At 57.1% G+C, this 23132-nt stretch carries 17 protein-coding genes and 1 pseudogene; 13 read left to right on the forward strand and 5 right to left on the reverse strand.

The window, feature by feature from the left end; all coding sequences use genetic code 11:
- A partial coding sequence (locus FVW20_RS17830) for a hypothetical protein (RefSeq protein WP_196610634.1) occupies positions 1-881 on the reverse strand: 881 nt, incomplete at its 3' end.
- A gap of 494 nt (positions 882-1375) precedes the next feature.
- Here FVW20_RS17830 and adhE point away from each other — a divergent pair.
- The 5 genes from adhE to FVW20_RS17855 all read left to right on the forward strand — a co-directional run bounded on the left by adhE (position 1376) and on the right by FVW20_RS17855 (position 9198).
- Positions 1376-4099 carry a bifunctional acetaldehyde-CoA/alcohol dehydrogenase gene (gene adhE, locus FVW20_RS17835; RefSeq protein WP_196610635.1) on the forward strand — a complete coding sequence of 908 codons (2724 nt, stop codon included), beginning with the start codon at positions 1376-1378 and terminating at the stop codon, positions 4097-4099.
- Between the two features lie 376 nt (positions 4100-4475).
- Positions 4476-5237, forward strand: coding sequence for a DUF2087 domain-containing protein (locus FVW20_RS17840; protein WP_196610636.1), 762 nt, complete (start codon positions 4476-4478; stop codon positions 5235-5237).
- Positions 5238-5353: 116 nt separating this feature from the next.
- Positions 5354-6523 carry an NAD(P)-dependent oxidoreductase gene (locus FVW20_RS17845; RefSeq protein WP_269145849.1) on the forward strand — a complete coding sequence of 390 codons (1170 nt, stop codon included), beginning with the start codon at positions 5354-5356 and terminating at the stop codon, positions 6521-6523.
- 465 nt (positions 6524-6988) lie between these two features.
- Positions 6989-8161, forward strand: coding sequence for a tyrosine-type recombinase/integrase (locus FVW20_RS17850; protein WP_196610638.1), 1173 nt, complete (start codon positions 6989-6991; stop codon positions 8159-8161).
- Positions 8158-9198: a hypothetical protein gene (locus FVW20_RS17855; protein WP_196610639.1), complete on the forward strand. Its 1041-nt coding sequence runs from the start codon at positions 8158-8160 to the stop codon at positions 9196-9198. The genes FVW20_RS17850 and FVW20_RS17855 overlap by 4 nt, the downstream gene beginning before the upstream one ends.
- Before the next feature lie 46 nt (positions 9199-9244).
- On the opposite strand, the gene FVW20_RS17860 is transcribed toward FVW20_RS17855, so the two are convergent.
- Positions 9245-9946: a thermonuclease family protein gene (locus FVW20_RS17860; RefSeq protein WP_307831640.1), complete on the reverse strand. Its 702-nt coding sequence runs from the start codon at positions 9944-9946 to the stop codon at positions 9245-9247.
- 430 nt (positions 9947-10376) lie between these two features.
- Here FVW20_RS17860 and FVW20_RS17865 point away from each other — a divergent pair, with 430 nt between their 5' ends.
- Positions 10377-10970, forward strand: a complete 594-nt coding sequence (locus FVW20_RS17865; protein WP_196610640.1) for a YagK/YfjJ domain-containing protein — start codon at positions 10377-10379, stop codon at positions 10968-10970.
- Positions 10971-11578: 608 nt separating this feature from the next.
- Here the strand turns inward: FVW20_RS17865 and FVW20_RS17870 are convergent.
- The 3 genes from FVW20_RS17870 to FVW20_RS17880 all read right to left on the reverse strand — a co-directional run bounded on the left by FVW20_RS17870 (position 11579) and on the right by FVW20_RS17880 (position 13574).
- Positions 11579-12256 (reverse strand): IS1595 family transposase, encoded by a 678-nt coding sequence (locus FVW20_RS17870; RefSeq protein WP_196610641.1) that lies wholly within the window; start codon positions 12254-12256, stop codon positions 11579-11581.
- Between the two features lie 148 nt (positions 12257-12404).
- The gene (locus FVW20_RS19905; protein ID WP_231039238.1) at positions 12405-12659 is read right to left on the reverse strand and encodes a GmrSD restriction endonuclease domain-containing protein; all 255 of its coding nucleotides are present in this window, start codon (positions 12657-12659) and stop codon (positions 12405-12407) included.
- Between the two features lie 15 nt (positions 12660-12674).
- Positions 12675-13574 (reverse strand): helix-turn-helix transcriptional regulator, encoded by a 900-nt coding sequence (locus tag FVW20_RS17880; RefSeq protein WP_196610642.1) that lies wholly within the window; start codon positions 13572-13574, stop codon positions 12675-12677.
- 621 nt (positions 13575-14195) lie between these two features.
- Here FVW20_RS17880 and FVW20_RS20020 point away from each other — a divergent pair.
- From FVW20_RS20020 to FVW20_RS17915, 7 genes and pseudogenes are all read left to right on the forward strand, one after another.
- A pseudogene (locus FVW20_RS20020) lies at positions 14196-15092 on the forward strand (sigma 54-interacting transcriptional regulator); the annotation flags it as partial.
- 129 nt (positions 15093-15221) lie between these two features.
- A complete protein-coding gene (locus tag FVW20_RS19915) occupies positions 15222-15380 on the forward strand; it encodes a helix-turn-helix domain-containing protein (protein WP_269145850.1) in 159 nt (52 codons plus the stop codon).
- 33 nt (positions 15381-15413) lie between these two features.
- Positions 15414-16232 carry a vWA domain-containing protein gene (locus tag FVW20_RS17895; RefSeq protein WP_196610645.1) on the forward strand — a complete coding sequence of 273 codons (819 nt, stop codon included), beginning with the start codon at positions 15414-15416 and terminating at the stop codon, positions 16230-16232.
- Complete coding sequence (locus FVW20_RS17900) at positions 16229-16933, forward strand: PP2C family serine/threonine-protein phosphatase (protein WP_196610646.1); 705 nt, start codon at positions 16229-16231, stop codon at positions 16931-16933. Before FVW20_RS17895 ends, FVW20_RS17900 begins: the two co-directional genes overlap by 4 nt.
- Positions 16930-18357 carry a protein kinase domain-containing protein gene (locus tag FVW20_RS17905; RefSeq protein WP_196610647.1) on the forward strand — a complete coding sequence of 476 codons (1428 nt, stop codon included), beginning with the start codon at positions 16930-16932 and terminating at the stop codon, positions 18355-18357. Before FVW20_RS17900 ends, FVW20_RS17905 begins: the two co-directional genes overlap by 4 nt.
- 7 nt (positions 18358-18364) lie before the next feature.
- Positions 18365-21679: a DEAD/DEAH box helicase gene (locus FVW20_RS17910; protein ID WP_196610648.1), complete on the forward strand. Its 3315-nt coding sequence runs from the start codon at positions 18365-18367 to the stop codon at positions 21677-21679.
- Positions 21669-23132, forward strand: a complete 1464-nt coding sequence (locus tag FVW20_RS17915) for a hypothetical protein (protein ID WP_196610649.1) — start codon at positions 21669-21671, stop codon at positions 23130-23132. Before FVW20_RS17910 ends, FVW20_RS17915 begins: the two co-directional genes overlap by 11 nt.

Below are 23132 nucleotides of genomic sequence, written 5' to 3' on the forward strand. Positions count from 1 at the left end.
CGCACCTGCCTGCCGGTGGCGGCGGACCAGCGGGCGCAGTCCGGGCAGCAGGCGGGCCACGCGTCCTCGCCGGTTCCGTCAGCATCAGCCCCGCCCGAACGATGCCCCTCCGGGCAACGTCCACCCGGCCCCGCACTCGCCACGGCCTTGCAGGTCACCACCACCTTGTCGGTGGCGGTGGTCAGGGCGGTCACGTTGCCTGCCTCGTCGAATTGCAGCGAGTTCAGGTCCGCAGCCATGCCGCCCTCGGGATCGTTATCAAAGGCCAGCACGGTACCCACGGGGGTCTTGGCCTCGAAGGGGGCGTCCGGCTCGAACGAACGCAGCGCGCCCGACTCGTGGAACGAAAACCCCACGCTTACGCTGGCCGGACCCTGCGGTGTGACGATGGTCAACCGCTCGCCGGGCCACAGGGTGACGCTGCGTAACGCACCGGACGGAAAGAAGTGCGCGGAGATGATCCGCGCGCTGACAACGCCGATGGGCGTTGCCATGCGCTGCGGCCCGGCAAGGGCCGTTTCGTGCTCCACGCTCCAGTAGGCGGAAATCTTGCCATCCAGTGGAAACACCCGGCGCAACTGGCCGCCGGGGTGAAAGGTGACCCGCTCCGCCACCATGGACCCCACGGGCGTTTCGATCACCGCCCTTTCCTGCAACGACACCGCCTTCAGCCCGCCACCGGGGTGCAGTTCCACCGGCTGCACCCGCTGCCTGCGGGGGTCTTCCGGCGCGTACTGGGGCACCAGCACGCCCGCAGGGGTGGGCAGTTCCATCCGTCCTTCCAACAGCACCTCTGCCGGACTGCCGTCCAGTTGGAGGCACTGCACCACCGCGCCCGGAACCGCCGTGACATCCGGCTGCGCTGTCCGATGGTCGCCCATGTGGCCTCCCTGGCTGTTTCGTTGCCGCATTTGAGGGGTTGTCGTCGCCCGAACACGCGGACATCCCGCAGGCGGGCGCTCGGATCGCCTATTGCCGAAAACGTGAATCAACGCCTCGTCACCATGCCCAATCCGCCGCCGTCCGTCGAGAGGCAAGGACTGTACACGTTCTGAGCAGATAGCACGACCAACACTGACTACATCGCATCATCCTGCATTCCCATATATATTAGTATAAAGGTCCTCCACACGACTACAATTCACAAAAAAGTCACACCATACCCATCCGGCAAGCCTGCAACGACCGGCACGCTCCCATTCCGGACCATGCCGGTCTTGACGCCCTCGCCCATGAATGGTTGCATGCACAAATATAGACGCAGCCTCCGCCCATCCCGACACGGCGGCGGCCACGGGCAACCCGCAAGCGGCGCAACGGACGCCGGAACTCGTCCGCCGGGCAGGCACCGCCTTCCCGTCGGCAAGGAGCCCCCATGAGCAAGAAGCCCAACGCACAGGGCGCGAAACCGGCCACCACGCCGGACGCCATCTCCCTGGACAACATCTCCCCAAACAACATTTCCCCAAGCAACGTCTGCGTAGACGACATCGTCACCCGCGTGAACGAGGCGCAGCGCGCCTTCGCCACCTTCACCCAGCAGCAGGTGGACGCCATCTTCCACGCCGCCGCTGCAGCCGCCACGGCCCAGCGCATCCACCTTGCCCGCATGGCCGTGCAGGAAACGGGCATGGGCATCCTGGAAGACAAGGTGATCAAGAACCATTTCGCCTCGGAATACATCTACAACAAATACAAGGACGACAAGACCTGCGGGGTCATCCGCGACGACCCGGCCTACGGCTACCGCGAGGTGGCCGCGCCCATCGGGGTCATTGCGGGCATCATCCCCACCACCAACCCCACCTCCACCACCATCTTCAAGGCGCTGCTGGCGCTGAAGACGCGCAACGGCATCATCTTCGCGCCGCACCCGCGCGCCGCGAAATGCACGGTGGAGGCCGCGCGCATCGTGCATGAGGCCGCCGTGGCCGCAGGCGCGCCGCGCGGGGTCATCGGCTGGGTGGAAGCGCCCACGCCTGACACCACCCGCCAGCTCATGCAACACCGGGGCGTGTCGCTGATTCTTGCCACCGGCGGGCCGGGCATGGTGCATGCCGCCTACAGCTCGGGCAAGCCCGCCATCGGCGTGGGCGCGGGCAACACCCCGGTGGTGGTGGACGCCACCGCCAACGTGAAGATGGCGGTGAACTCCATCATACTGTCGAAAACCTTCGACAACGGGATGATCTGCGCCTCTGAGCAGGCGGTGATCGTGGAAGACGCGGCGGCGGACGCGGTGAAGGCCGAATTCGCGGCGCGCGGCTGCCACTTCGCCTCTCCGCAAGAGGCGGAGGCCCTTGCGGGCGTGGTGTTCACCGACGGCAGGCTCAACGCGGCCATCGTGGGCCGATCGGCGGCGGAAATCGCGGCCATGGCGGGCATCACCGTGCCGCCGACCACCAAGATCCTCATCGCGGAACGCGACGCCATCGACCCGCTGGACCCGTTCGCGCACGAGAAGCTTTCGCCAGTGCTGGGCTTCTACCCCGCGCCCGACTTTTCCACCGCCGTGGACATGGCCCAGCGTCTGGTGGAACTGGGCGGGGCCGGGCACACATCGGTGCTGTACACCGACGAATCCAACCGCGAGCGCATCGTCCACTTCCAGAACGTGCTGACCACCGGGCGCACGCTCATCAACATGCCCTCGTCGCAGGGAGCCATCGGCGACGTGTACAACTTCGAACTGGCGCCCTCGCTGACGCTGGGCTGCGGCTCGTGGGGCGGCAATTCCGTCAGCGAAAACATCGGGGTGAAGCATCTCATGAACGTGAAGACCGTGGCCGAACGGCGCGAGAACATGCTGTGGTTCCGGGTGCCCCCGAAAATCTACTTCAAGATGGGGGCGCTGCGCCTGGCGCTGGAAGACATGCGCGACAGAAAGCGCGCCTTCGTCGTCACCGACCGCACCATGGAAGCCCTGGGCCACGTGGGCAAGGTGACCGCCGTGCTGGAAAAGCTGGGCATCCAGTACCGGGTGTTCAGCGACGTGAAGCCAGACCCGGACCTTACCGGCACCTACGCCGCGCTCGATTCCATCCGCGCCTTCCAGCCGGACATGTTCATTGCCCTTGGCGGCGGATCGCCCATGGACGCGGCCAAGATCATGTGGCTGATGTACGAGCAGCCGGATTTGAAGTTCGAGGAAATATCCATGCGCTTCATGGACATCCGCAAACGGGTCCATGCCTTTCCGGAGCTGGGCAAGAAGGCCGTGATGGTGGCGGTGCCCACCACGTCCGGCACCGGGTCGGAGGTGACGCCCTTTGCCGTCATCACCGACGACGCCACGGGCATGAAGTACCCCATCGCCGACTATGCACTGACGCCGGACATGGCCATCGTGGACCCGGAATTCGTCATGGACATGCCGAAGACGCTTACCGCGCATTCCGGGCTGGACGCCCTGACCCACGCGGTGGAGGCCTTCACCTCCACCTATGCCAACAACTTCAGCGACGGCAACGCGCTGGAGGCCGTGCGTCTGGTCTTCAAGTACCTGCGCCGGGCGTACAATGATGGCGCGCGCGACGTGATGGCCCGCGAAAAGATGCACTACGCAGGCACCATTGCGGGCATGGCCTTCGCCAACGCGTTCCTTGGCGTGTGCCATTCCATGGCGCACAAGCTGGGGGCCACGTTCCACATGCCGCACGGCCTTGCCAACGCGCTGCTGCTTTCGCACGTCATCGAGTACAACGCCACCGACACCCCCACCAAGCAGGGACTGATGCCGCAGTACCGCTACCCCTTCGTCAAGGGGCGCTACGCGCGCATCGCCGACATGCTGGGACTGACCGAAGGCTGCGGCGACGACCGCGACAGCAAGGTGGCCCGGCTGGTGCAGGCCATAGAAACGCTGAAGGCCGACCTGAACGTTCCCGGCTCGTTGCGCGAGGCGGGCATTGCCGAGGCGGACTTTCTGGACCGGGTGGACCTGCTGGCCGAACAGGCCTTTGACGACCAGTGCACCGGCGGCAACCCGCGCTACCCGCTGATCGCGGAAATCCGCGAACTGTACCTGAAGGCGTACTACGGCGCGCCGCTGGCGTCGTTGTCCTCGCTGTCCTCGTTGCCCCCTGCCGACGTGAGGTAACCGGGGAATACAGCGATGCATACCCGACGGGGCGGACCAGCCGAAAGCTGGACCGCCCCCCTTTCGCATGGCACGGACCAGCCGAAAGCTGGGCCGCCCCGTTTCGAATGACACGGACCAGCCGAAAGCCGGGCCGCCCCGTTCTGCATGACGCGCCCATCTCACCGGCTGGCCCGCCCGTAGCCCCCCCCGCTTGAAAAACCCCGCGCCCCGGTGTAGACCCGGAACCGGTCGGCAGTTCACCAAGGCGTCACTGTCCCCCTGAGGGAAGCTAAACCTGCCATCTCTCCATCCCGACACGCACCTGCCTCGTGCCGCGTCGAAAGCCAGTGACCATCGACACCCCATCCGGACCGGCACGTCGAGAGGATAGGTGATGTCCAGACCTCGTTTTCCCTTCATCGCCAAGGACGTCTCCGCACTGGCCCGTTCGCTGCAACGCGAACTGGCGGCGTGCGCCATGCCGTTGCAACTGGCAGGCCATGGTGGCCGCCCAACTGACGATGCCTGCGGCAACCCCGCCCACGATGCCACTGGCAGCCCCACTGTCGGTTCCGCCGGTGATGCCGCGTGCGTTCCCGCGAATGCACCCGGCCCCGTCAGCCCTGTAAGCCATGTCAGCCATGTCCAGTTGCTGAACATGCTGGTCCGCGCCGTGGGCTACCGCAACTTCCAGCACTATCGCGCCCAGTTCGCGGCGCAGGAACGGCTGGAACGCCTTGCCGCGCCGCAGCCCGCCAATCCGGAAGAGCCGGTGGACCTGCGCCGCGTGGAACGCGCCGCCCGCCACTTCGGGCCGGACGGGCTGCTGGCCCGCTGGCCGGGCAAGGTCAGCCTGCAACGGCTCTGCCTGTGGTGGGTGTGGTCGCGCCTGCCCGCCGGGCACGAACTGACTGGCACCCAGATGGACGACGCCCTGCGCGCCTGCCATCACTTCGGCGATCATGCCCTGTTGCGCCGCTGGTTGTGCGACCTTGGCATGACCACCCGCACCCCGGATGGCCGCCAGTACCGCCGCGTGGAGCAGCGCCCCCCGCAAGAGGCCCTGGCCCTGCTCCAGCATCTGCGCGACCGTGAGCGGCACGCGCGGCTGGCGGACCGCACCCGGCAGGCAGGACACGGCGTGCCGGCGGCATAGAGGGGCATAAGGGGACAGCCCGCGCGGGGCTCACGAACCCCACTACCCCGACGGGCCACACGGGCCGCCAACGGCGGCATGCCCGTCACTGCCATTCCAATGGTGGCACCCCGCGGCTGCCCCCAGCCCCCCACACACAACCAAGGCGGACCGTCCGTCCTCGCCCCCGCACACGGGACGAGGCCGCACGGTCCGCCTTTCCGTATTGTAAAACGCGTCAGGCGTCCTATACTGAACAAAGGCCGCCGTCCCCTGCGGCGGACCGGCGCGGGGGCCGTCACCGTCAGCCCCGTCCGTTCAGTCAGCCCGCGTCCGCTCATGTCTTCCTCGCATCGGCTCCGCATCGGTCACGCTCGGCCACATCGGGCCACGTCCTCCCAAATCGGGGCAACCAACCCGCATCGCGACCAAGGAGCATCATCATGTCCCATATCGCCGTGCTGGGCCTTGGAGCAATGGGCAGGCGCATGGCCGCCAACCTGCTGAAGGCCGGGCATCAGGTCACCGTCTGGAACCGCACCGCCAGGGCGACGGAGCCGCTGCTGGCCCTGGGGGCCACGCAGGCCGCCACGCCCAGGGATGCCGCCGCCGGGGCGGACTTCGTGCTGGCCATGGTGCGCGACGACGCCGCATCCGCCACGGTCTGGCTGGACGCCGAAACCGGGGCCTTCGCGGGTATGCGGCCTGGCGCCATCGCCATGGACAGTTCCACGCTGTCGGTGGACTGGATCAAAAATCTGGGCGCGGAGGCGGTCAGCCGGGGCGTGACCCTGCTGGAAACCCCGGTATCCGGGTCGCTGCCACAGGCAGACGCCGCGCAGCTCATCTTTCTGGTGGGCGGCAGCGCAGACGCCTGCAACAAGGCCGAGCCGGTACTGCTGGCCATGGGCAACTCGGTGAACCATACTGGGGAAATCGGCGCGGGCGCGCTGACCAAGCTGGCCACCAACGCCCTGCTGGGCGTCCAGGTGACCGCCATCGCCGAACTGATCGGCATGCTGCGCCGCAACGGCGCGGATGCCCGGAAGATCATGGGCATCATCGCCGGTACGGCGGTATGGAGCCCCTACGCCCAGCGGGCCATTGGCTCGCTGCTTTCGGGCGAGGCGCCCGTGATGTTTCCTGTTGATCTGGTCGAAAAGGACTTCGGCTACGCGCTCAAGGCCGCCGGCTCGCCCGATGCCGCACCCACCATAGCCGCCGCGCGCTCGGTATTCCGGCGCGGCATTGACGAAGGCCTTGGCGACGCCAACCTGACCAGCGTGGTGAAGCTGTTCCCGGCGTAGCGCGGGTGGGTTGGGGGGACAGAAGGCATCCGCCGGGTAAGGGGCCTCGCCACTCGAAAGAGTTGAGAGAATCTCCGCACATCTTGCGGCGATTGGAGCTGTATTCCCCTCACCCCGTGCAACCTTGCAGAAATGCTGCAAAAAACCAACGCAACGCGCAGAACAAGCAAGAAGGCCCTGAAAGTTGCCTTTCAGGGCCTTCAAATATGGTTGCGGGGGCCGGATTTGAACCGACGACCTTCGGGTTATGAGCCCAAGAGTTTCGCAGTAAACCACACTAAACAAAACACTGCCTAACAAATTAATATGCTAATATTCAAAGAATTTTTTTATCTCTTTTGCTTCTGATTAGTCTCCAGCATGAGCTCGCCGGTTGGAAATTTGGTTGGATTTTGCTTTACAGTATGGAAATAGGGTTGGAAAATACCACCACACCACCCCACCCCATCTACCAAGGAAGGAAGCATGCCACCCTCGAAACGAATCAAGACGGCCTACCCAGGCGTCTATTACCGTGAAACCATACGAACAGGCGGCAACGGTATTGAGCGCGTATACTACGCAGTTTATAAACGAGATGGAAAGCTCATCGAAACAAAGGTGGGCCGACAATACGCCGACGACATGACCCCGGCCAGAGCCTCGATAATCCGCGGCCAACTACTTGAAGGCAAACGCCTCACCCGAAAAGAGACCCGTGAAGCGGAAAAAAGCGCCCTTTCCACCAAAGAGTGGACAATCCATAGCCTTTGGGAAGAGTACAAACGCCGGAATGAAAACCTCAAAGGACTTACAGCCGACCAAAACAGGTTCACTGTCCACCTGAACGCCTTTAAGAGCCTGAAGCCTGAAGAGATCACAACGACACATGTCGACAACCTACGCCTGGCACTTACAAAATCCGGAAAGAAGCCCGGAACAATTAGGAACATTCTGGAACTACTACGTCGAATTATATCATTTGGCGTCAAAAAAGGATTGATACTTCAATCACAAATTGCTGTTCAGTTCGAAATGCCGCGCCTTAACAATGAAAGAACCGAAGACCTCTCACCAGAGCAACTGATTTCGCTTCTTGATGCTATTGCGAATACAAGACACAAAAAGGCTGGCAACATGATGCTGCTCGCCCTATACACTGGCATGCGTAGAGGAGAAATGTTCAGCCTAAAATGGGAGCATATTGACTGGGAACGAGGTTTCATCAATCTTGTTGGGAACGATGATGGCAAGGGAGCGAAGTCTGGACAATCCGAGCGCATCCCCCTCAACGACCTCGCACGCGAAGTGCTAATGTCGATTCCGCCCTTGATCAGCACTTACGTTTTCCCAGGCAAGGGTGGTGGAAGACTGGTTGATATCCGGAAGCAGGCCGACGCAATCAAAAAAGAAGCAGGCCTCCCAGAGGGCTTTCGTCCATTTCACGGTCTACGACATGTGTATGCAAGCATGCTGGCAAGCTCTGGCAAGGTCAGCATGTACGAGCTACAAAAGCTCATGACACATAAAAGCCCCGCAATGACTCAGCGCTATGCCCACCTCAGGGATGACGCACTTAAAAGAGCTGCGGAAGCCGCAACACAAACCATAGCCCACGCACTCAACCGCCCCACAGACACGGAGATAAAAAAGCCATGAAAAAACAAAATGCGGACCTAGGAGGATATCGCTTAAAACTTTCTGCCTTCTTCAACAACGAATACGCACTCAGGCACATCGTTACAAACCCTAAATATGAAGAACATTTATCACTCCTCCCGGCGCTGAAGACTGACCTACAAAACACACTTGGAGAACTTTACACCGAACATTCTGCAGACGCATTTGTAGAATATTACACCTTTATGGATAAAGACAATGAAGATATGGACATATACAATCAAGCGCTTTTACGACGAGTGATGGACCATGCGCATGGCGACGATTTCGACAAACACTGGAAATTCATGGACGTATACAATGAATACATATCTAACAAAGCAAACGAAGCATTAATAAGCGGCCTATCAAAAATATCCCTTGAGCACGGAGTATACGCTACGCACGCAGACACTTTCCGTAACAAGGAATACTCTATGCTTGCCATCAGCGAAAAAAACATCACGGCCTCCATAGAACCAATATTCCCAAAAAAAGAATTCTTCCTCAATATCAACTGGATGCCATTATGGGCATCAATAGAAGAAACGTATAACACACCCCTTGCAGATAAAAGCAAAGCACTGCAACACCTATGCTTTTTTATTGATTTTGAGGAACTCGACCAGCATTACGATGACGTTCTCAACAGAATCAAGTCAACCCTTTCGATGATCGCCTACGAGCAAAATCCACAGAAACACACAAACGATGACACAATAACACGCCACTACTTCAATACGTTCTTCAACACTACAAAACTTAAAGACGTAGAGGCCGAAATATCTAACCGATTATTTTCGCTCGTGCTCTGGGACAACATAAACTTCAAGAAAATGAATAAAACCGAAGCATTTATCGAGACACAAAAGACTATCAGGTCACGCAGAAAGACTGCTATATGTGAGAAAGACTCCTGCCTTAACCTCTCAAAAAAATGTGATTACTTCAGCGAATGTTACAATCTGGCACAACATACGTACGACGCAACAGATAAATCCATCAAAAAAGGCAGGCTTGCCACTTCAAAGGAATAAAAAAAACGATTCAACAAAAGCGAACAAACAACAAAACACAGAAGCCCTAAGGCCGACACACGCCACAAGGCCTAAAGCCTTTCTTTATTGCATCCTCACGCGTCTCAAAAATAACGACACAATTGGGGCAGTCATAATCCTTGCAGCCTGAACGGTGAAAAACGTGGCTACGTTGATTGCCGTGATATCCTACCCCGGAAGGCTGGCCTCCAACGCCACTCTCATGCTGGACACCCTGCGTGGACGCCCCCCTCCTACTCTTCCGCCATTCCCACGGTGGCGTGGGGCGCTGATCACCCCACAACCCCAAAGACGAATCACGCGCGACATGCTCTAACCGTCGCCAATCGACACATACCGCATCACGACAGTAAGAATCATACACCCACGCCATCCCCCGCCTGACTTGCTCCGCATTGATATCAACCTGGCCGACATGCAAACGAGCGACAACCCTACCGTATCTATCAACATCGACCTCATCAACCTCTACTGTCTTACCAAACAGTAAACCCGACAGGCTCTGCTTGGATTTCGTGCCAAAAGGCTGCTCGCTCTCAGGAGCATCAATTCCATACAGACGAACACGAATTTGCTCATGGCTGCTGCTGAGCACAGTAACCGTATCGCCATCTGAGACACCAACAACCTTCCCGCCCCACGCGAAAGACAACGTAGTGGGGAATGCCAAAAACAGGAAAAACACTGCGGCCACATACAGGCGCTTGAAATTTCTACAAGTCACCACTCGCTCCCTACATAGTATGTAAAAAAATAAGTCTGACAAAAAATCAGCACATCAAACTTCACCAGCAATCAAGTTCAAACCCACAAATATCCAGCATATCACTTTTATATTCAAAAAATTACACATGCTAAAATGGTAATATCTCTCTTATATCTATTATAGACACATTATTCATTATCCTCCTTATTAATATTTCATATCTATTTTTCTTGTTTAATATTTCTTATTTATAAACAAAGACTAAATACATAAAGAGACACAAAAAATAAATATCGGAATATAAACATACACACACGACAAAAACTACACCAACACATCACCAGCTAGCCAAAGCTAGCCATACCAAGAGCCGACATCACGAGTGTCGGCTTCTTTTTGTGTAACAAATAACACTCTCCATTAATTCAATAGCCAAACAAAGGAGTACGCCATGTTCATAACAGAAAAAACCCACAGAGACTATCCAGTTCAAGCGTATGACGACAAACCATGTCGCATCGATATCCTTGATACCATCATTGACCGCATAGAGTACATGACGAGTAGATTCAGCAGAGTGCTCTTCATTCGCTTTGACTTACGATATCCGAGAGACTTCTATTCATCCCGTAAAAACAACGACATTCAGCGCTTTTTCAACAGCTTTACACGCTATTTATCCCGCAAGGGGATAGCCTTCCAGTACGCCTGGGCACGTGAACAATCCAGAGAAAAACACCAGCATTACCACGTAATGCTGCTTCTAAATGGCAACCTAACAAAAAGCAGTTGGAACCACATGGAGAAGGCTGAACAACTCTGGCAGAGAGCCCTTGGGATCGACTACCCTGGCCTCCTTCAAAAATGCGACCAAAGCAGAGACGGCAACAGACACCCTGACTTCATCCACCTGGATCGTCATGATGCCTGCTATGAACGAGATATCCAAAGATGCGTGGAGTGGGCCAGCTACCTGGCCAAAACGAGGACCAAGGGCTATGTCCCCTTGAATGTGAGAGAATGGGGAGCGAGCGCATTACGGTAAATTCGCCTAAAAACAAAGTACCGCAAAAACTCGCGCGAGCGTTTACTGGAGTTGCTCCTAGTTTCAACCGACCAGCCCGCCAACTGTTCATGGAGATTTGTCTGTCCAGAATGTGGGGAGATATCCTGACATAAGGCGAGCTAGTCACTACTGGATTAGGCGCTCTCCTCTCCAACAGGGTCCCATCTCCAGAGCCAAGATCAACTTCACAGGTTGCGTAGTGTGACCGGGCGTCGTGGCCCAGCCCGTGGCGAAGTCTCGGTATATATGCCACACTACGCTTTCCGCTTCGGTGAGCGGTGTCTATCGTTGTATTTTGGCAACCTACCAAACAACTCTGCATAATTCGCGAACGCTATGTACTCAGCACGAACGACCTCCCCCATAGCCTCAAGATCCTTGCGATCAATAGATGTTACATCGCATTCAAATGGACAGATCGCCACGTAGAGCTTTCGGGAAAGTATTTCGCCATCCTCATAATCGTAACGAAAACGTTCAGCCCCGCCGTGACCAGGCCCCGACTTATCTCGAAGCGTGTTATTAAATGCGTTCAATCGTCTCCGCAAGCCAACCCTTGAATTTGTCATTCCGAAATAAACAAGGCTCTAGACCATCAGGTCTTCGTTTTTTGATACCAGTAGCTTCAGTTCGGCAATGAGCTGGGATAGGGGCTTGTTGTAGCGCCATTCACATTCTTTGAGGTGTAATTCAAAGTTCCTTTTCACCCCATTGAATTTTGTGAGGCGGCGCTTGGTGAAACTCCAGAAAGCCTCTATCCCATTAATATGAACGTTATTCTCGACGAAGTGCTTGGCTTTGTTGACGCGAAAGTGCTTGTCATAACCGACGTCAACCAAGCCTTCGTATCCTCGCCATCCATCGGAGTGGACGACGCTTTCAAGGGCGACCTTCCCCCGGATAATCGCCTGGAGCGACTTGGCCGAGCAGTCCGGCACCAGTTCGGTATATACGGAGCCGTTTCGCTCGTAGATCCCAAACACTGGCTGCTTGAGCGTGCCTCTTCCTCGCTTTCTGGGGCCGGGGCGTCCTCTGACCCTGGCGGGGCCGAAAAAACTTTCGTCAACCTCAACAACCCCCAGGATTTTCTCCTTTTGGGATGTCTGGTGAGCGTGAATCAGCGTCCTGAATGCCAGAAAATACCTGTTCACGGTCTTCCGGTTGAGCTTCAGGAGCAAGGCAGTTTTGGTGGCATCAATATCGATGCAAAAGCATTCAGCAATTTTTCCGGCTTTGTATCGGCTTAATTTGCTGTTTTTAAACATGATTCTAGCCTATCAGGGCTTAACCTGATGGTCTAGAGCCTAAACAATTTCTTTCACATAGCCGAACGGCGTGCCCGCGATATTTCGACTAGAAATTGCCAGTGCATAGATTCCTGGAAAACGAAAACCCCTAAGTTTCTCCCGATTCTCAAATCTCTCCCACGGCGAGAATCTCATTGACACTCCTTTGGCTAGCATTTCGTGAATAATTCCCAAAAAAGCATTCAACATCCCCCTGCCTCCGAACAAGGCAGCGGGGCTTTTCGGCCTGATCATCGAACAGCTCTGTGGCCTGCTCGGTTGTCCAGGCGTAGGGGCGCTGGTAGTCCGGAATCTCGAACTGGTAGCTGCCTTCGAAGATATCCCGGATCAGTTTGTCGTGGGCTTCAAGTGTCTTGGCCATTGGCGTTTTTCTTTCCTATCGTTTCTTTGGGCTGCTCGGGGCTTGGTAGCCCGGAGCCAGCTTGGCGTTCTCGACGCCGTACAGCGCCAGCGGATCGCTGAGCCACAGGCGGTACTGTTCTTCCTTGAGACGATGGTCGGGCGAGCAGTCCACGCTCCAGCGCAGCAGCATGTAGCCCGCGACGGCGGCACGAACGCGCATCCGGATCGAGCCGTCGGTCATCCCGTAGTCCATCTTGATGATCTCGGGGCGCTCAAGGCGCGGGTGCGGCACGAAGTCCAGCTCGACGATGCGCGTCCACTGGATGTCGTTGTCCGGCCGCTCAAAGGCCTGTGGCTCCTCGTCGAGCAGCGTTGGCGCTTCGATACGGGTAACGACGAAGTCCCGAAACTCTCCGCTCTTGCGATCAAAGGCTCGGACGTGCCAACGCAGACCGGTGTCCACCAGGGCAAAGGGCACGATGACCCGCTCGGACTCTCCGCTGCTCATCGAGTGGTAGCGGATGGCGACGGGTCGCTTGGCGTGGATCGCCCGGCAGACCGGGGCCAACACATCCATCCTGGGATTGCTCAGGGCGGTGGGTGACTCGCACGGCAGCAGCGGCTGCGTTGCGCCGTTCACGCCATCGCCGAAGCCCAGAGCCAGCGCCGACAGCACGCGCTGCGATGCGTGATCGAACAGAGGGGAGAACGCCTGCCCGATGCGGTAGATCTTGTTGCTGCCGTCGAAGGTGATGTTCTGCGGCGCGATTTCTCGGTACAGCGCCAAATCGCGTGTCGCCCCTGCCGGAGCCACACCGAAGCGCTCAATCAGGTCTGGGCGACCGATCTCACCGAAGAAGTAGAGCCGGAAGTCGATGTAGGCCAGCCGCTCGCGCTGGGCGTGGCTCAAGCTCTCAACGCGCTGGGGATGCATGGTCAGGTGATCCTCACCCACGGAAGATGACGGTTAGACCGAAATTGGTTGTTCGATTGCTCATTGCTAGGCAGTTTACATCATCAAATTGATGACATAATACTCTGCGACGGAAGCTGGGGCAATGAGGTATGGCGAGTGAATGCCGGGGTAGTGTGAAGTTGATCGGTTTGCGCTCCTCGCCGTCCAGGATTTCGCTTGTCATCAGCCAGCGCCTACGACGCTTTCCATATGCATATGACCCACGATAGAATGAAATTTATGTAGTCACATAATTTCTTATGCCTGATGCCCACACTTTTTGCCTGGCTTGGTAACTCAGACCTTCGCGCCTCGGAAGATGCGTCGGGCACAGACTTCGGTCCCATCTTGATGGCGCTGGAGACCGGGGTGTATGACCGTCTAGTGCTCCTATCAGATCACGGTCAGCAGAAAACGCAGAACTTCGTGGCGTGGCTGAGCGGCAAATTCACGGGAGCTACAGAGGTGCGGTACGCAAAACTGCGTAGCCCCACCGATTTCGAAGACATATACGTCGCAGCCAACGGAGCGGTGTCCGCGACGCTCTCTTCTTCTCCTGAGCTGCCGGTCACTTTTCACGTGAGCCCTGGCACCCCTGCCATGGCTGCTGTCTGGGTGCTGTTGGCGAAAGCCAAGTACGGGGCCAACCTCATCGAATCCTCTCGTGAACACGGCGTGCGTCCTGTCGTTGTTCCATTCGACCTGGCCGCTGAGTTCCTTCCAGTTGCGAACAAGCAAGCTGACGAAGCTCTCGCACACCTTGTCCAAGGATTGCCCCCGGCAGCGCCGGAGTTCGCCAGCATCATTCACCGCTGCAATGCGATGAAGCGTGTAGTCGCGATGGCGCAGCGATTGGCGCAACGGGATCTGCCCGTATTGATCCAAGGGGAGTCCGGGACCGGCAAGGAACTCTTTGCACGTGCGATCCACGCTTCCAGCAAGCGAAAAGGCGCTCCCTTTGTTGCAGTCAACTGTGGGGCCATCCCGCTCGAACTGATCGACTCCGAGCTTTTCGGTCATGAAAAGGGTGCGTTTACCGGCGCCCATGCAACCCGTGCTGGCTACTTTGAGGCAGCTGATGGCGGGACGCTTTTTTTGGACGAAATCGGTGAACTGCCGCTGCAGTCACAGGTTTGATTGCTGCGCGTACTCCAGGAGCATGAGGTGACGCGCCTGGGGGCCAGTAAGTCCCGAAAAAACGATGTGCGCATCGTCGCCGCTACCAACCGAGTTCTGCCGGAAGAAGTTCGGGCGGGGCGATTCAGAGAGGATGTGTTTCATCGAATCGCGGTTGGCATCTTGGCATTGCCTCCCCTGCGCGCTCGCGAAGGGGACCTCAATCTATTGATCGACGCTTTGCTGGCGCAGATCAATCGCGAAGCAACTTCCCAGCCGGGCTTTAAACATAAGACATTATCTGTTGGCGCAAGAAATCTTCTTCTTCGCCGCGCCTGGCCGGGCAATGTGAGGGAGCTGCACAACGCGCTTTTGAGGGCGTCCATCTGGGCGCCAGGAGAGGAGATAGCCACCGAGGATGTCGATGAGGTTCTCTCGCTCACAACCACCGGCACCGACGACGCCATTCTCGGGGCTGCAATTGGCGAGGGGTTTTCGCTGCCTGACCTGATGGCAGATGTAGCCCGGCACTACTTGGATAGGGCCATGGAGCAGAGTCGTGGCAACAAGACTGAGGCAGCGAAGCTGTTGGGTCTTGGCAGTTACCAAACTTTGACGAATTGGTTGCTCAAGTACCAGTCCAAAAAAGCTGGCACGGATGGTGCGTAAGCATAAGAACTTTTATGAATTGGAGGCTGGATCATGGGGTTTGCCAAATACCAAGAAGACATCGTGAGTCGATACGTCGGCGATCTCGCGATGCGTTCCATCAAGGTGCCGGTTTCACCACCCAAGCCCTCAAGCCCGAATGCCAAAAATCAACCTGATCAAAGGACAAAGAAGATGAGCAGTCTCAAAAAATTCGCTGTCGCCACGCCCCGGCCTCTCCCCGTGATCGTCTTGGCTGACACAAGTGGCAGCATGGGGGAGAACGGCAAGATCGAAGCGCTAAATGCTGCGATGAAGGACATGGTCTCGACTTTCGCCAAGGAAAGTCGTTTGCGCACCGAGATCCAGGTGGGCCTGATCACCTTTGGTGGCAAGGCGCAGATGCACTTGCCATTGGTTGCGGCACATGGCGTCGCAGGGTTCTCGGAATTTAAGGCAGACGGTGTCACGCCGATGGGTGCGGCATTTGATCTCGCGCGTCAGTTGCTGGAGGACAAGGATCGCATCCCCTCCAGAGCCTATCGCCCCGTCTTGATTCTGTTGTCTGATGGACAACCGACCGACGACTGGGAGGCTCCTTTCAAGGCTCTTTGCGACTCCGAGCGGGCACAGAAGGCGACCCGGCTAGCTATGGCGATTGGGCCGGATGCCGATGAAGCAATGCTGAAGGATTTTGCGAACGACGTAGAGGCTCCTATTTTCAAGGCCCACAACGCCCGGGACATCCACCGTTTCTTCCGTGCAGTGACCATGAGTGTGACCACTCGCACGGCAAGCCAAAATCCAGACATCTCAACCGCATTCGTTGTCCCGCCGCCGGATGACGACGCACTGGACCTCGACTTCCAATGAGGTTTATTGCCTGCGGCGCGAGCGTCATTGGCCCCCGACACCGGGATCTGGGCGAGCCTAATCAGGACGCGATGGTTCTGGCGGGTTGCCGAGGTGGCTGGATTGCGGCTGTGGCAGACGGATTGGGATCGAGAGCACGTAGTGATCTGGGGGCACGTAGTGCCTGCCAAGTTACCCGGCGGATCTTGCGCGCTACATCGAGCAGTTTCGATCTGCCGGCAACGCTGCCCTTGATTCATCAGCAATGGCTTGAAGCGATCGTTCCGACAACTCCTCGAGACGCCGCGACCACGCTGCTGTTCGGCCGCGTGACAGATCAAGGCGAGGTCCATGCAGCCCAATTGGGTGATGGTCTTCTGCTGGTGAAATGCGCTGGCGAGTTCCGTCGCATCACGCCAGAGCGCACAGCCTATGGCAATCAGACTTGGGCACTTGAGTCCACGCACCTGCAGGACAAATGGAGCTGTACGAAAGGCCGATTCACCGAGCCGGGTGATGGTGTTGTCTTGATGACAGATGGCGTGGCCGATGACCTCGAACCTGCACATCTTGCCGACTTCTTTGATGCGCTTTACCAAGACTTAAGCGCTCGAAATCGGCGCAGAGGCAGACGCTGGTTGCAGTCTGAACTGAATGACTGGGCGACACCCTTACACAGCGACGACAAAACACTCGTGGCCATTTTTAGGACGTCTGAATGAGCACAGCAACACCAGAGGCACCAAAGAAAAACAGGACGGTGCTGGACCAACACGGTCAGTCCTATGAACTGACAGGGCGTATCGGCGAAGGCGGTCAGGGGATCGTTTGCACGACCAACTACCCAAATGTACTCGTCAAAGTCTCTCGCGCAACCACAGAAGAAAAGCGAAACAGTTGGACGAGCAAGATTCGCGCACTTATGCGTCAGCCACTTGAGGGCCTTCCTATCGCTCATCCACAAGCTCTTATTACGCAGCCGCAGCCCGGCTACGTCATGGAACTGATGGATGGACTGGCCCCAATGACTGAACTGATGCAGGTGGCGACGGACGCCTTGATGTCAGATGAAGGCCTCTCGGGCTATGTGAAGACAGGCGGTCTGTTGCGCCGGTTGAAGATGCTCGCGCGACTGGCTCGGGTCCTGGCGGAGTTGCATGGCCGAGGACTCGCCTATGGCGATCTTTCTCCTGCAAATGTCTTCGTATCGCAGTCACTAGAGTACGCCGAAGTCTGGTTAATCGACGCCGACAACGTTGCGAGTCAGTCGCGTGACGGTCAGCAAGGTGTATTCACCCCCGACTACGGGGCTCCAGAGATTCTGAGGGGAGAGTCCGGCATCAATACACTGACCGACAGCTGGAGTTTTGCGGTCATGGCGTATCGCATCCTCACGCTGGTTCACCCCCTCAAGGGGGACGTTGTGCTTGAGGGTGAACCCGAGCGTGAAGAGGCAGCCCTCCGCGGCGAACTCCCTTGGGTAGATCACCCAGTTGATCGCAGCAATGTCTTGTCGATAGGTCTGCCTCGCGAAATCACGCTCAATGCGCCACTGCGTGCGCTGTTTGAACGATGCTTCAATGCCGGGCTGAACAATCCGGGTGAGCGGCCAAGTCTGAATGAGTGGGCAGATGCCTTCGAGGCTGCCACAGGCCATTGCGATCAATGCGAGTCTTGCGGCAGCACGTTTTTCTACACCTCGAAGCACATCTGTCCATTTTGCGATCACGCCCAGGACACGAATCGCACGATCCTCTTGCAGGAATATCGCTATATGCCTCCGGATCTGCTCCGGGAGGGCTTGCCGGAAGATGTTCCAGAGTCGTTGATTCGAAAAGAGTGCTGGACTCGCACAGGCAAGGCGATGGTTTTGAGTATGAGCCCTGCCGAGTTAAAGACTTTGCCTTTGGGGACGTCCCTGTACGCGGATGCCCGTCCGCTATGCACTGTCGAACTTGCTCAGGATGGGTTGTGGATAGAGCCATCAGTCGGTACGCAAGTTTCCTTGCAGAGAGCATCTGATGACAAAGTCGTCGCGGTTGTGCGTCGTCAGCGGCTCAAGTCAGACAGTCGTTCAGGAGTGTCTTTCTGGCTCCACCTAGGCGCAGTAGAAGAAGAGCACGTCGTTTGGCGTTTCAATTGGTGAGGCAACGATGAATCTCTGCGACTTTCCTCTTCTGTCGGGTGAACTTGCCCAGTTCACTTGTGACGATCTAGGTGCCGATTGGCAGATTGGTGAGGCCGTATCAGTACAGGCACACGGCCATGACTATCTCCTCCGCCAGGGCGATTCCGTCTGCGTTGGCAAAGCAGAAGGTCGCCAAGATCGAACTGCGCTTCAGGTCCAACGAGGTCTGACGTTGTGGGTGTTAAGAAATCGACATGGAGATGTTCTCCAACTTCAATCGCTGGATTTGGTCGAGCAGATCCAGCTGGATATGGCGATTTCTGTTGATGAGGCCATTGCGGAGCAATTGGTCAGCAGAGGGGAGATTTCTGCTCCGGACGTACCCACTGCAGTTGGTTGGTTGAATGAGCAATTCATCTCTGCCGAGAAAGCACCGAACCCAGAAATGGATCGTGTTTTTCTTGGCCGGTTCGACAACGCTTCCGATGAGAGTTTCGTTCTGTTTGGTGCAGGCTGGCGCGGCAACGTCAAACGAGATGCTGGCGTGCTGAAACTGATGAGCGTCACTCGTCTCAAGGGGGCTACAGCACGTGTAGCGATGGCCGTTGGCAAGATCTCTTTCCAAGATGCCAGTGTCGCCGTGCGTCTCCAGAGTACAGAGCAACGCGCACTTTTGGATGCCGCGCTGCGCGACAACGGCAGCTACCTACGTTTATGGCAAGAGTATGGTGCGCTCGAATGGGAGCAGGCTCGAGATTGCGCGAGGGAACTGGGTTCTCTTCGTTTCAAGAGTGCGGAGCTCGTCGAAGGTGAACTGTGGGCATGGTTTCTAAAAGTTGATGCTGATCATCTCAAGGATTTCCGGAAACGATGGAAAGCTTTGGGGCTGGCGAACACGACGCAAGTGGAGCTTGGGGATCGGGAGCTTGATCTTGATTCCGAGGTTGAAGACGCGCCGGACAGAGCTGATCGAGCACGCCGTCGCCCGGTTCGTGGTGTATTACGGTTCGAGCGAGAGGGTGTGGTCTTGGTTCCGAGCCAGGATCGGCGTTCAGAACGCCCCCCAACCAAGGGGTTCATCTACTACTCGCTATCAGGTGATGAAGCCGTACAGACACGTCGTGCGCGCGCAAGGCAATCTATCAATGAAGGGCGGCGACTGCCGCAACTGAGCTACTTGCTGGAAGGGGTGGCTCCGCCAAGCGCCCGGCGACGTCAGCTCGACGGCTTATCCACCTACGCCAAATCTTGCTTCAAGGGTGTTCCGACCAAGCGCCAGATTGAGGCGCTGGAGAAGGCGATAAATACACCTGATATCGCACTCATCGTTGGCCCACCAGGAACGGGCAAGACCCAGGTCATTGCAGCTTTGCAGCGGCGCCTTGCCGAAACACTCGGTGAAAACTCGCTGCAGCACCAAGTGCTGATTAGCAGTTACCAGCACGATGCAGTCGATAACGCCCTGAATCGTGCTGAAGTCTTTGGCTTGCCTGCCGTTCGAATTGGCGGCCGAGGGCGCCGTGACGAAGGCGGTGTCGACCCCGTTAGTGTTTGGTGTGAACGCAAACGGAAAGAAATCTCAGTTCGACTCGACGCGATTCGGCTGAATGAGCCGCTGACTCAACCATTGGAAGAGCTGGATCGACGTATCACAGCATTGAGACTCGCGAGCATGTCGGCACAGGAACGCCAAACACAGTTCGAGCAAATTGATGTCCTTTTGCGTCAGCTGTTCGAGCTAGATATTCGTCTTCCGGCCCATATTAAGGACCGATGGGATGAGTTTCTTGCTCAGCAGAAAAGAGTCGAAACCCAGCGTCAGGCCAATGAGCCTGCTGGGCTTGTGCGCTTGGTGAGGGCCCTGCGCACCAGTTCTATTGGGTTCGCCGACGACGGTCCGGACAGAGTTCACCAGCTCGAGCGTACGCTGCGACGTAACAAGGGCAACCTTAATGATTCGGAATGGAGCTTGCTCCAGCGTCTTTCAACGGTTGCCGATGCAACAGAAGCAGATCTTGCTGAATTGGCCGCGTTTAAGCAGTCCATGCTGGATCGACTTAGCCCCGATTACAGGCCCCCGCAGCTTAAGCAGGCGTTGAGCGGAGAAGCGCTCGGGCTCTTGGCCGAGATCGAGCACGCAATCGATGCGCCTTTACGCCAATCTCGCCGTGGCATCTCTGCGGTAGTGGCCTCGTACCAGGCGGCACTTTACCAAGCCCCCAATGAGGCAGCTAGAGCGGTCCGCGAGTACGCCAGCATTGTCGGTGCGACATGCCAGCAGTCAGCTAGTAAGGCGATGAGCAGCTTGAAGGAGTTGAGCGACCTAGATGCATCAGAAGGAATTGAATTCGACACGGTTGTCATTGACGAAGCCGCAAGAGCGAATCCTCTCGATCTTTTCGTTCCAATGGCGATGGCGCGGCGTCGCATCATCCTGGTCGGCGACCATCGACAACTGCCTCACCTTGTTCAGCGAGAGTTGGAAGATGAACTCATTTCCAGGCAAAGCCTGACTGAGGCTCAAGCGAAGGCGTATGAGCAGAGCCTTTTTGAGCGGCTGGTAAAGCAGCTTAGAGAGCAAGAGAAAGTCGACAACATCAAGCGCGTGGTGATGCTCGATACGCAGTACAGAATGCATCCGACACTGGGTGACTTCATCAGCAAACAGTTCTATGAATCTGAGGGGTTGGACGTCTTGCACTCGGGGCGACCTGCGGAGGATTTCGCTCACACGATTCCTGGCTACCAAGGCAAATGTGCGGCTTGGTTGGATGTGCCTCTGCAGGACGGGAAAGAAAGATTCCTAAAACCCGGTTATGAAAGACGGGCGGAGGCAATTTCTATTGCAAAAGAGGTTAAGCGGATTGCAGATTCTTGTGGGCCGTCGCTGAGCATTGGGGTCATCAGTTTCTACCGCGCCCAGTGTGACCTGATACTTGATGCACTGGCTGACGAGGGCTTGGCAGAGGAAGAGGATGGGGAAATCCGGATCGCGCGCTCCTACCGGCAGACTGAATCAGGTGATGAGCGACTGCGCGTCGGCACGGTTGACGCGTTTCAAGGCAAAGAGTTTGACCTCGTCTTTCTGTCCGTAGTGCGAGCTAACGACGTGGTGATTCCCGATCACAAGGAAGGGGAAGAGCGCGAACGATTGCTAAACAGCAAGTATGGACACTTACGGTTGGCAAATCGCATGAACGTGGCGATGAGTCGCCAGAGGAAGCTCCTCGTCGCCGTCGGTGCCAAACACATGGCCGAAGGGCCCGAGACCGAGGAAGGTGTCCCAGCCCTGGCTGCATTCCTCAAGCTTTGCAGAGAGGAGATGGCGCATGGCCGCTGACCGCTATCTTTGCTTCGATGTCCGTCGCCCCCCGGGTGGGCGGCCGCTCTTGTGGCCTGTCCGCGTTTGGAAGGTTCTTTATCCAACAAATCGTGTCCTCAAGTTGAACCTGTTCCAGCAGGCGATCCTTGGACTGGCAAGGGCCAGATGCCAGGACAGTTCGGAAATGGCTGAGTTGCTGGGGCTGGACCGAGAACTGGTGGCATTCATCATTGCAACCCAACTGATCCCGAACGGCTGGATGACCACCTCGGGATCAGTCACCTCTCAAGGTGAGCGTGTCCTCGAAGAGGCTCAGGATGCCAGCGAGGAAGTCCGCATGGGGTACGCATATCAGGACGCGATTTCGGGGAACTGGCTGCCGCGATTCACTGAAGAGCTTCCAGAGATCGAAGCGAAGCGAGTCGATGAACGTGGTTACCCAGTGTTCCTGCGAGACCTCGATTCCGGAAAGGAGGATCGCCCCTTCCGCCTCAATCACTTCCGAGAGGACGCACTGGATACAGCGGCCCTCTTTGATGCGTTTCAGCGCTATCGGACGGATCATGACCACGCCAAACAGCGTGATGACGAGCTTTCGGCACGTGTCCGTATTGACAGCCTGAGCTTCGTCGAAGATTCGGCGCAGCCGATGTGGTTGTGGACATGGATCTTTCCAGACGAGGCAGGGGCACAACCCTGGTTGGTTGCCGATCCGTTCGGGTTGCAGCAGGCTGCGTCGTGGTTACGCAAACCCCTGCAGGAAGTCTTGCCGCGAAACGATGGACTTGCAAGATACATCGCTGACGCGGTGGGTGAGACAAGATCGAACGATTTATCGGCAGAGGAGTGGCTCCGATCCCTGGAGAACCAGATCGACTTGACACTGCTTGCAGACTACAACTGGTCGCGGAAGGTGCCGATTGTTGAGGGATACCTCGCCAGCGTTCTGAGACGAAGATCCGTGCTGGCCAGTCAGGAGAGGTCTTGGCAGGAGGATGTGACTAGCCTTCTCATTGAGACTCACAACCTGGCAGAAAGCGTGCTGCAGTGGCTGTTGAAGCAATTTTCCGTTGATGTCCGCAGACTCCCAGATAGAAGCCAAGATAACAAGTGGACGAAGGAAATCGCCGTACAAACACTGCAGGCGCTTCCGATAGCACAACTCGATGACGAATTAGTTCGACGCCTTGCGTCACAGAATTTGCGAGAGATTAGAAATGCGCTGATCCGAGGCAATAGCTCACTGAAAGCTCTGATGTTTGCTGCACTGCTTTCTACCATCGAGCACTCCGATCACCCCTTCCTCAAGCTATCCGCTGATGAGCTTCGACTGACTCGTCTGCTTGATATGGCAGATGCTCGCAACAAAAAAGCCGGGCATTCAGGTAGCGAGAGAATCGATATAGAAGAATCCATGGAACACGCTGACTTTGTCATCGAATGGGTTCAAATTTTTAAGGGCTGGTATTGA

Source organism: Nitratidesulfovibrio oxamicus (assembly GCF_015731765.1).
GTDB classification, from domain to species: Bacteria; Desulfobacterota; Desulfovibrionia; order Desulfovibrionales; family Desulfovibrionaceae; genus Cupidesulfovibrio; species Cupidesulfovibrio oxamicus.

Coding starts and splice junctions, on each gene's coding strand:
- adhE (WP_196610635.1), top strand. CDS start 1,376: ATGAGCAAGAAGCCCAACGCACAGGGCGCGAAACCGGCCACCACGCCG.
- FVW20_RS17840 (WP_196610636.1), top strand. CDS start 4,476: ATGTCCAGACCTCGTTTTCCCTTCATCGCCAAGGACGTCTCCGCACTG.
- FVW20_RS17850 (WP_196610638.1), top strand. CDS start 6,989: ATGCCACCCTCGAAACGAATCAAGACGGCCTACCCAGGCGTCTATTAC.
- FVW20_RS17855 (WP_196610639.1), top strand. CDS start 8,158: ATGAAAAAACAAAATGCGGACCTAGGAGGATATCGCTTAAAACTTTCT.
- FVW20_RS17865 (WP_196610640.1), top strand. CDS start 10,377: ATGTTCATAACAGAAAAAACCCACAGAGACTATCCAGTTCAAGCGTAT.
- FVW20_RS17870 (WP_196610641.1), bottom strand. CDS start 12,256: ATGTTTAAAAACAGCAAATTAAGCCGATACAAAGCCGGAAAAATTGCT.
- FVW20_RS19905 (WP_231039238.1), bottom strand. CDS start 12,659: ATGGCCAAGACACTTGAAGCCCACGACAAACTGATCCGGGATATCTTC.
- FVW20_RS17880 (WP_196610642.1), bottom strand. CDS start 13,574: ATGCATCCCCAGCGCGTTGAGAGCTTGAGCCACGCCCAGCGCGAGCGG.
- FVW20_RS19915 (WP_269145850.1), top strand. CDS start 15,222: ATGGCAGATGTAGCCCGGCACTACTTGGATAGGGCCATGGAGCAGAGT.
- FVW20_RS17895 (WP_196610645.1), top strand. CDS start 15,414: ATGGGGTTTGCCAAATACCAAGAAGACATCGTGAGTCGATACGTCGGC.
- FVW20_RS17900 (WP_196610646.1), top strand. CDS start 16,229: ATGAGGTTTATTGCCTGCGGCGCGAGCGTCATTGGCCCCCGACACCGG.
- FVW20_RS17905 (WP_196610647.1), top strand. CDS start 16,930: ATGAGCACAGCAACACCAGAGGCACCAAAGAAAAACAGGACGGTGCTG.
- FVW20_RS17910 (WP_196610648.1), top strand. CDS start 18,365: ATGAATCTCTGCGACTTTCCTCTTCTGTCGGGTGAACTTGCCCAGTTC.
- FVW20_RS17915 (WP_196610649.1), top strand. CDS start 21,669: ATGGCCGCTGACCGCTATCTTTGCTTCGATGTCCGTCGCCCCCCGGGT.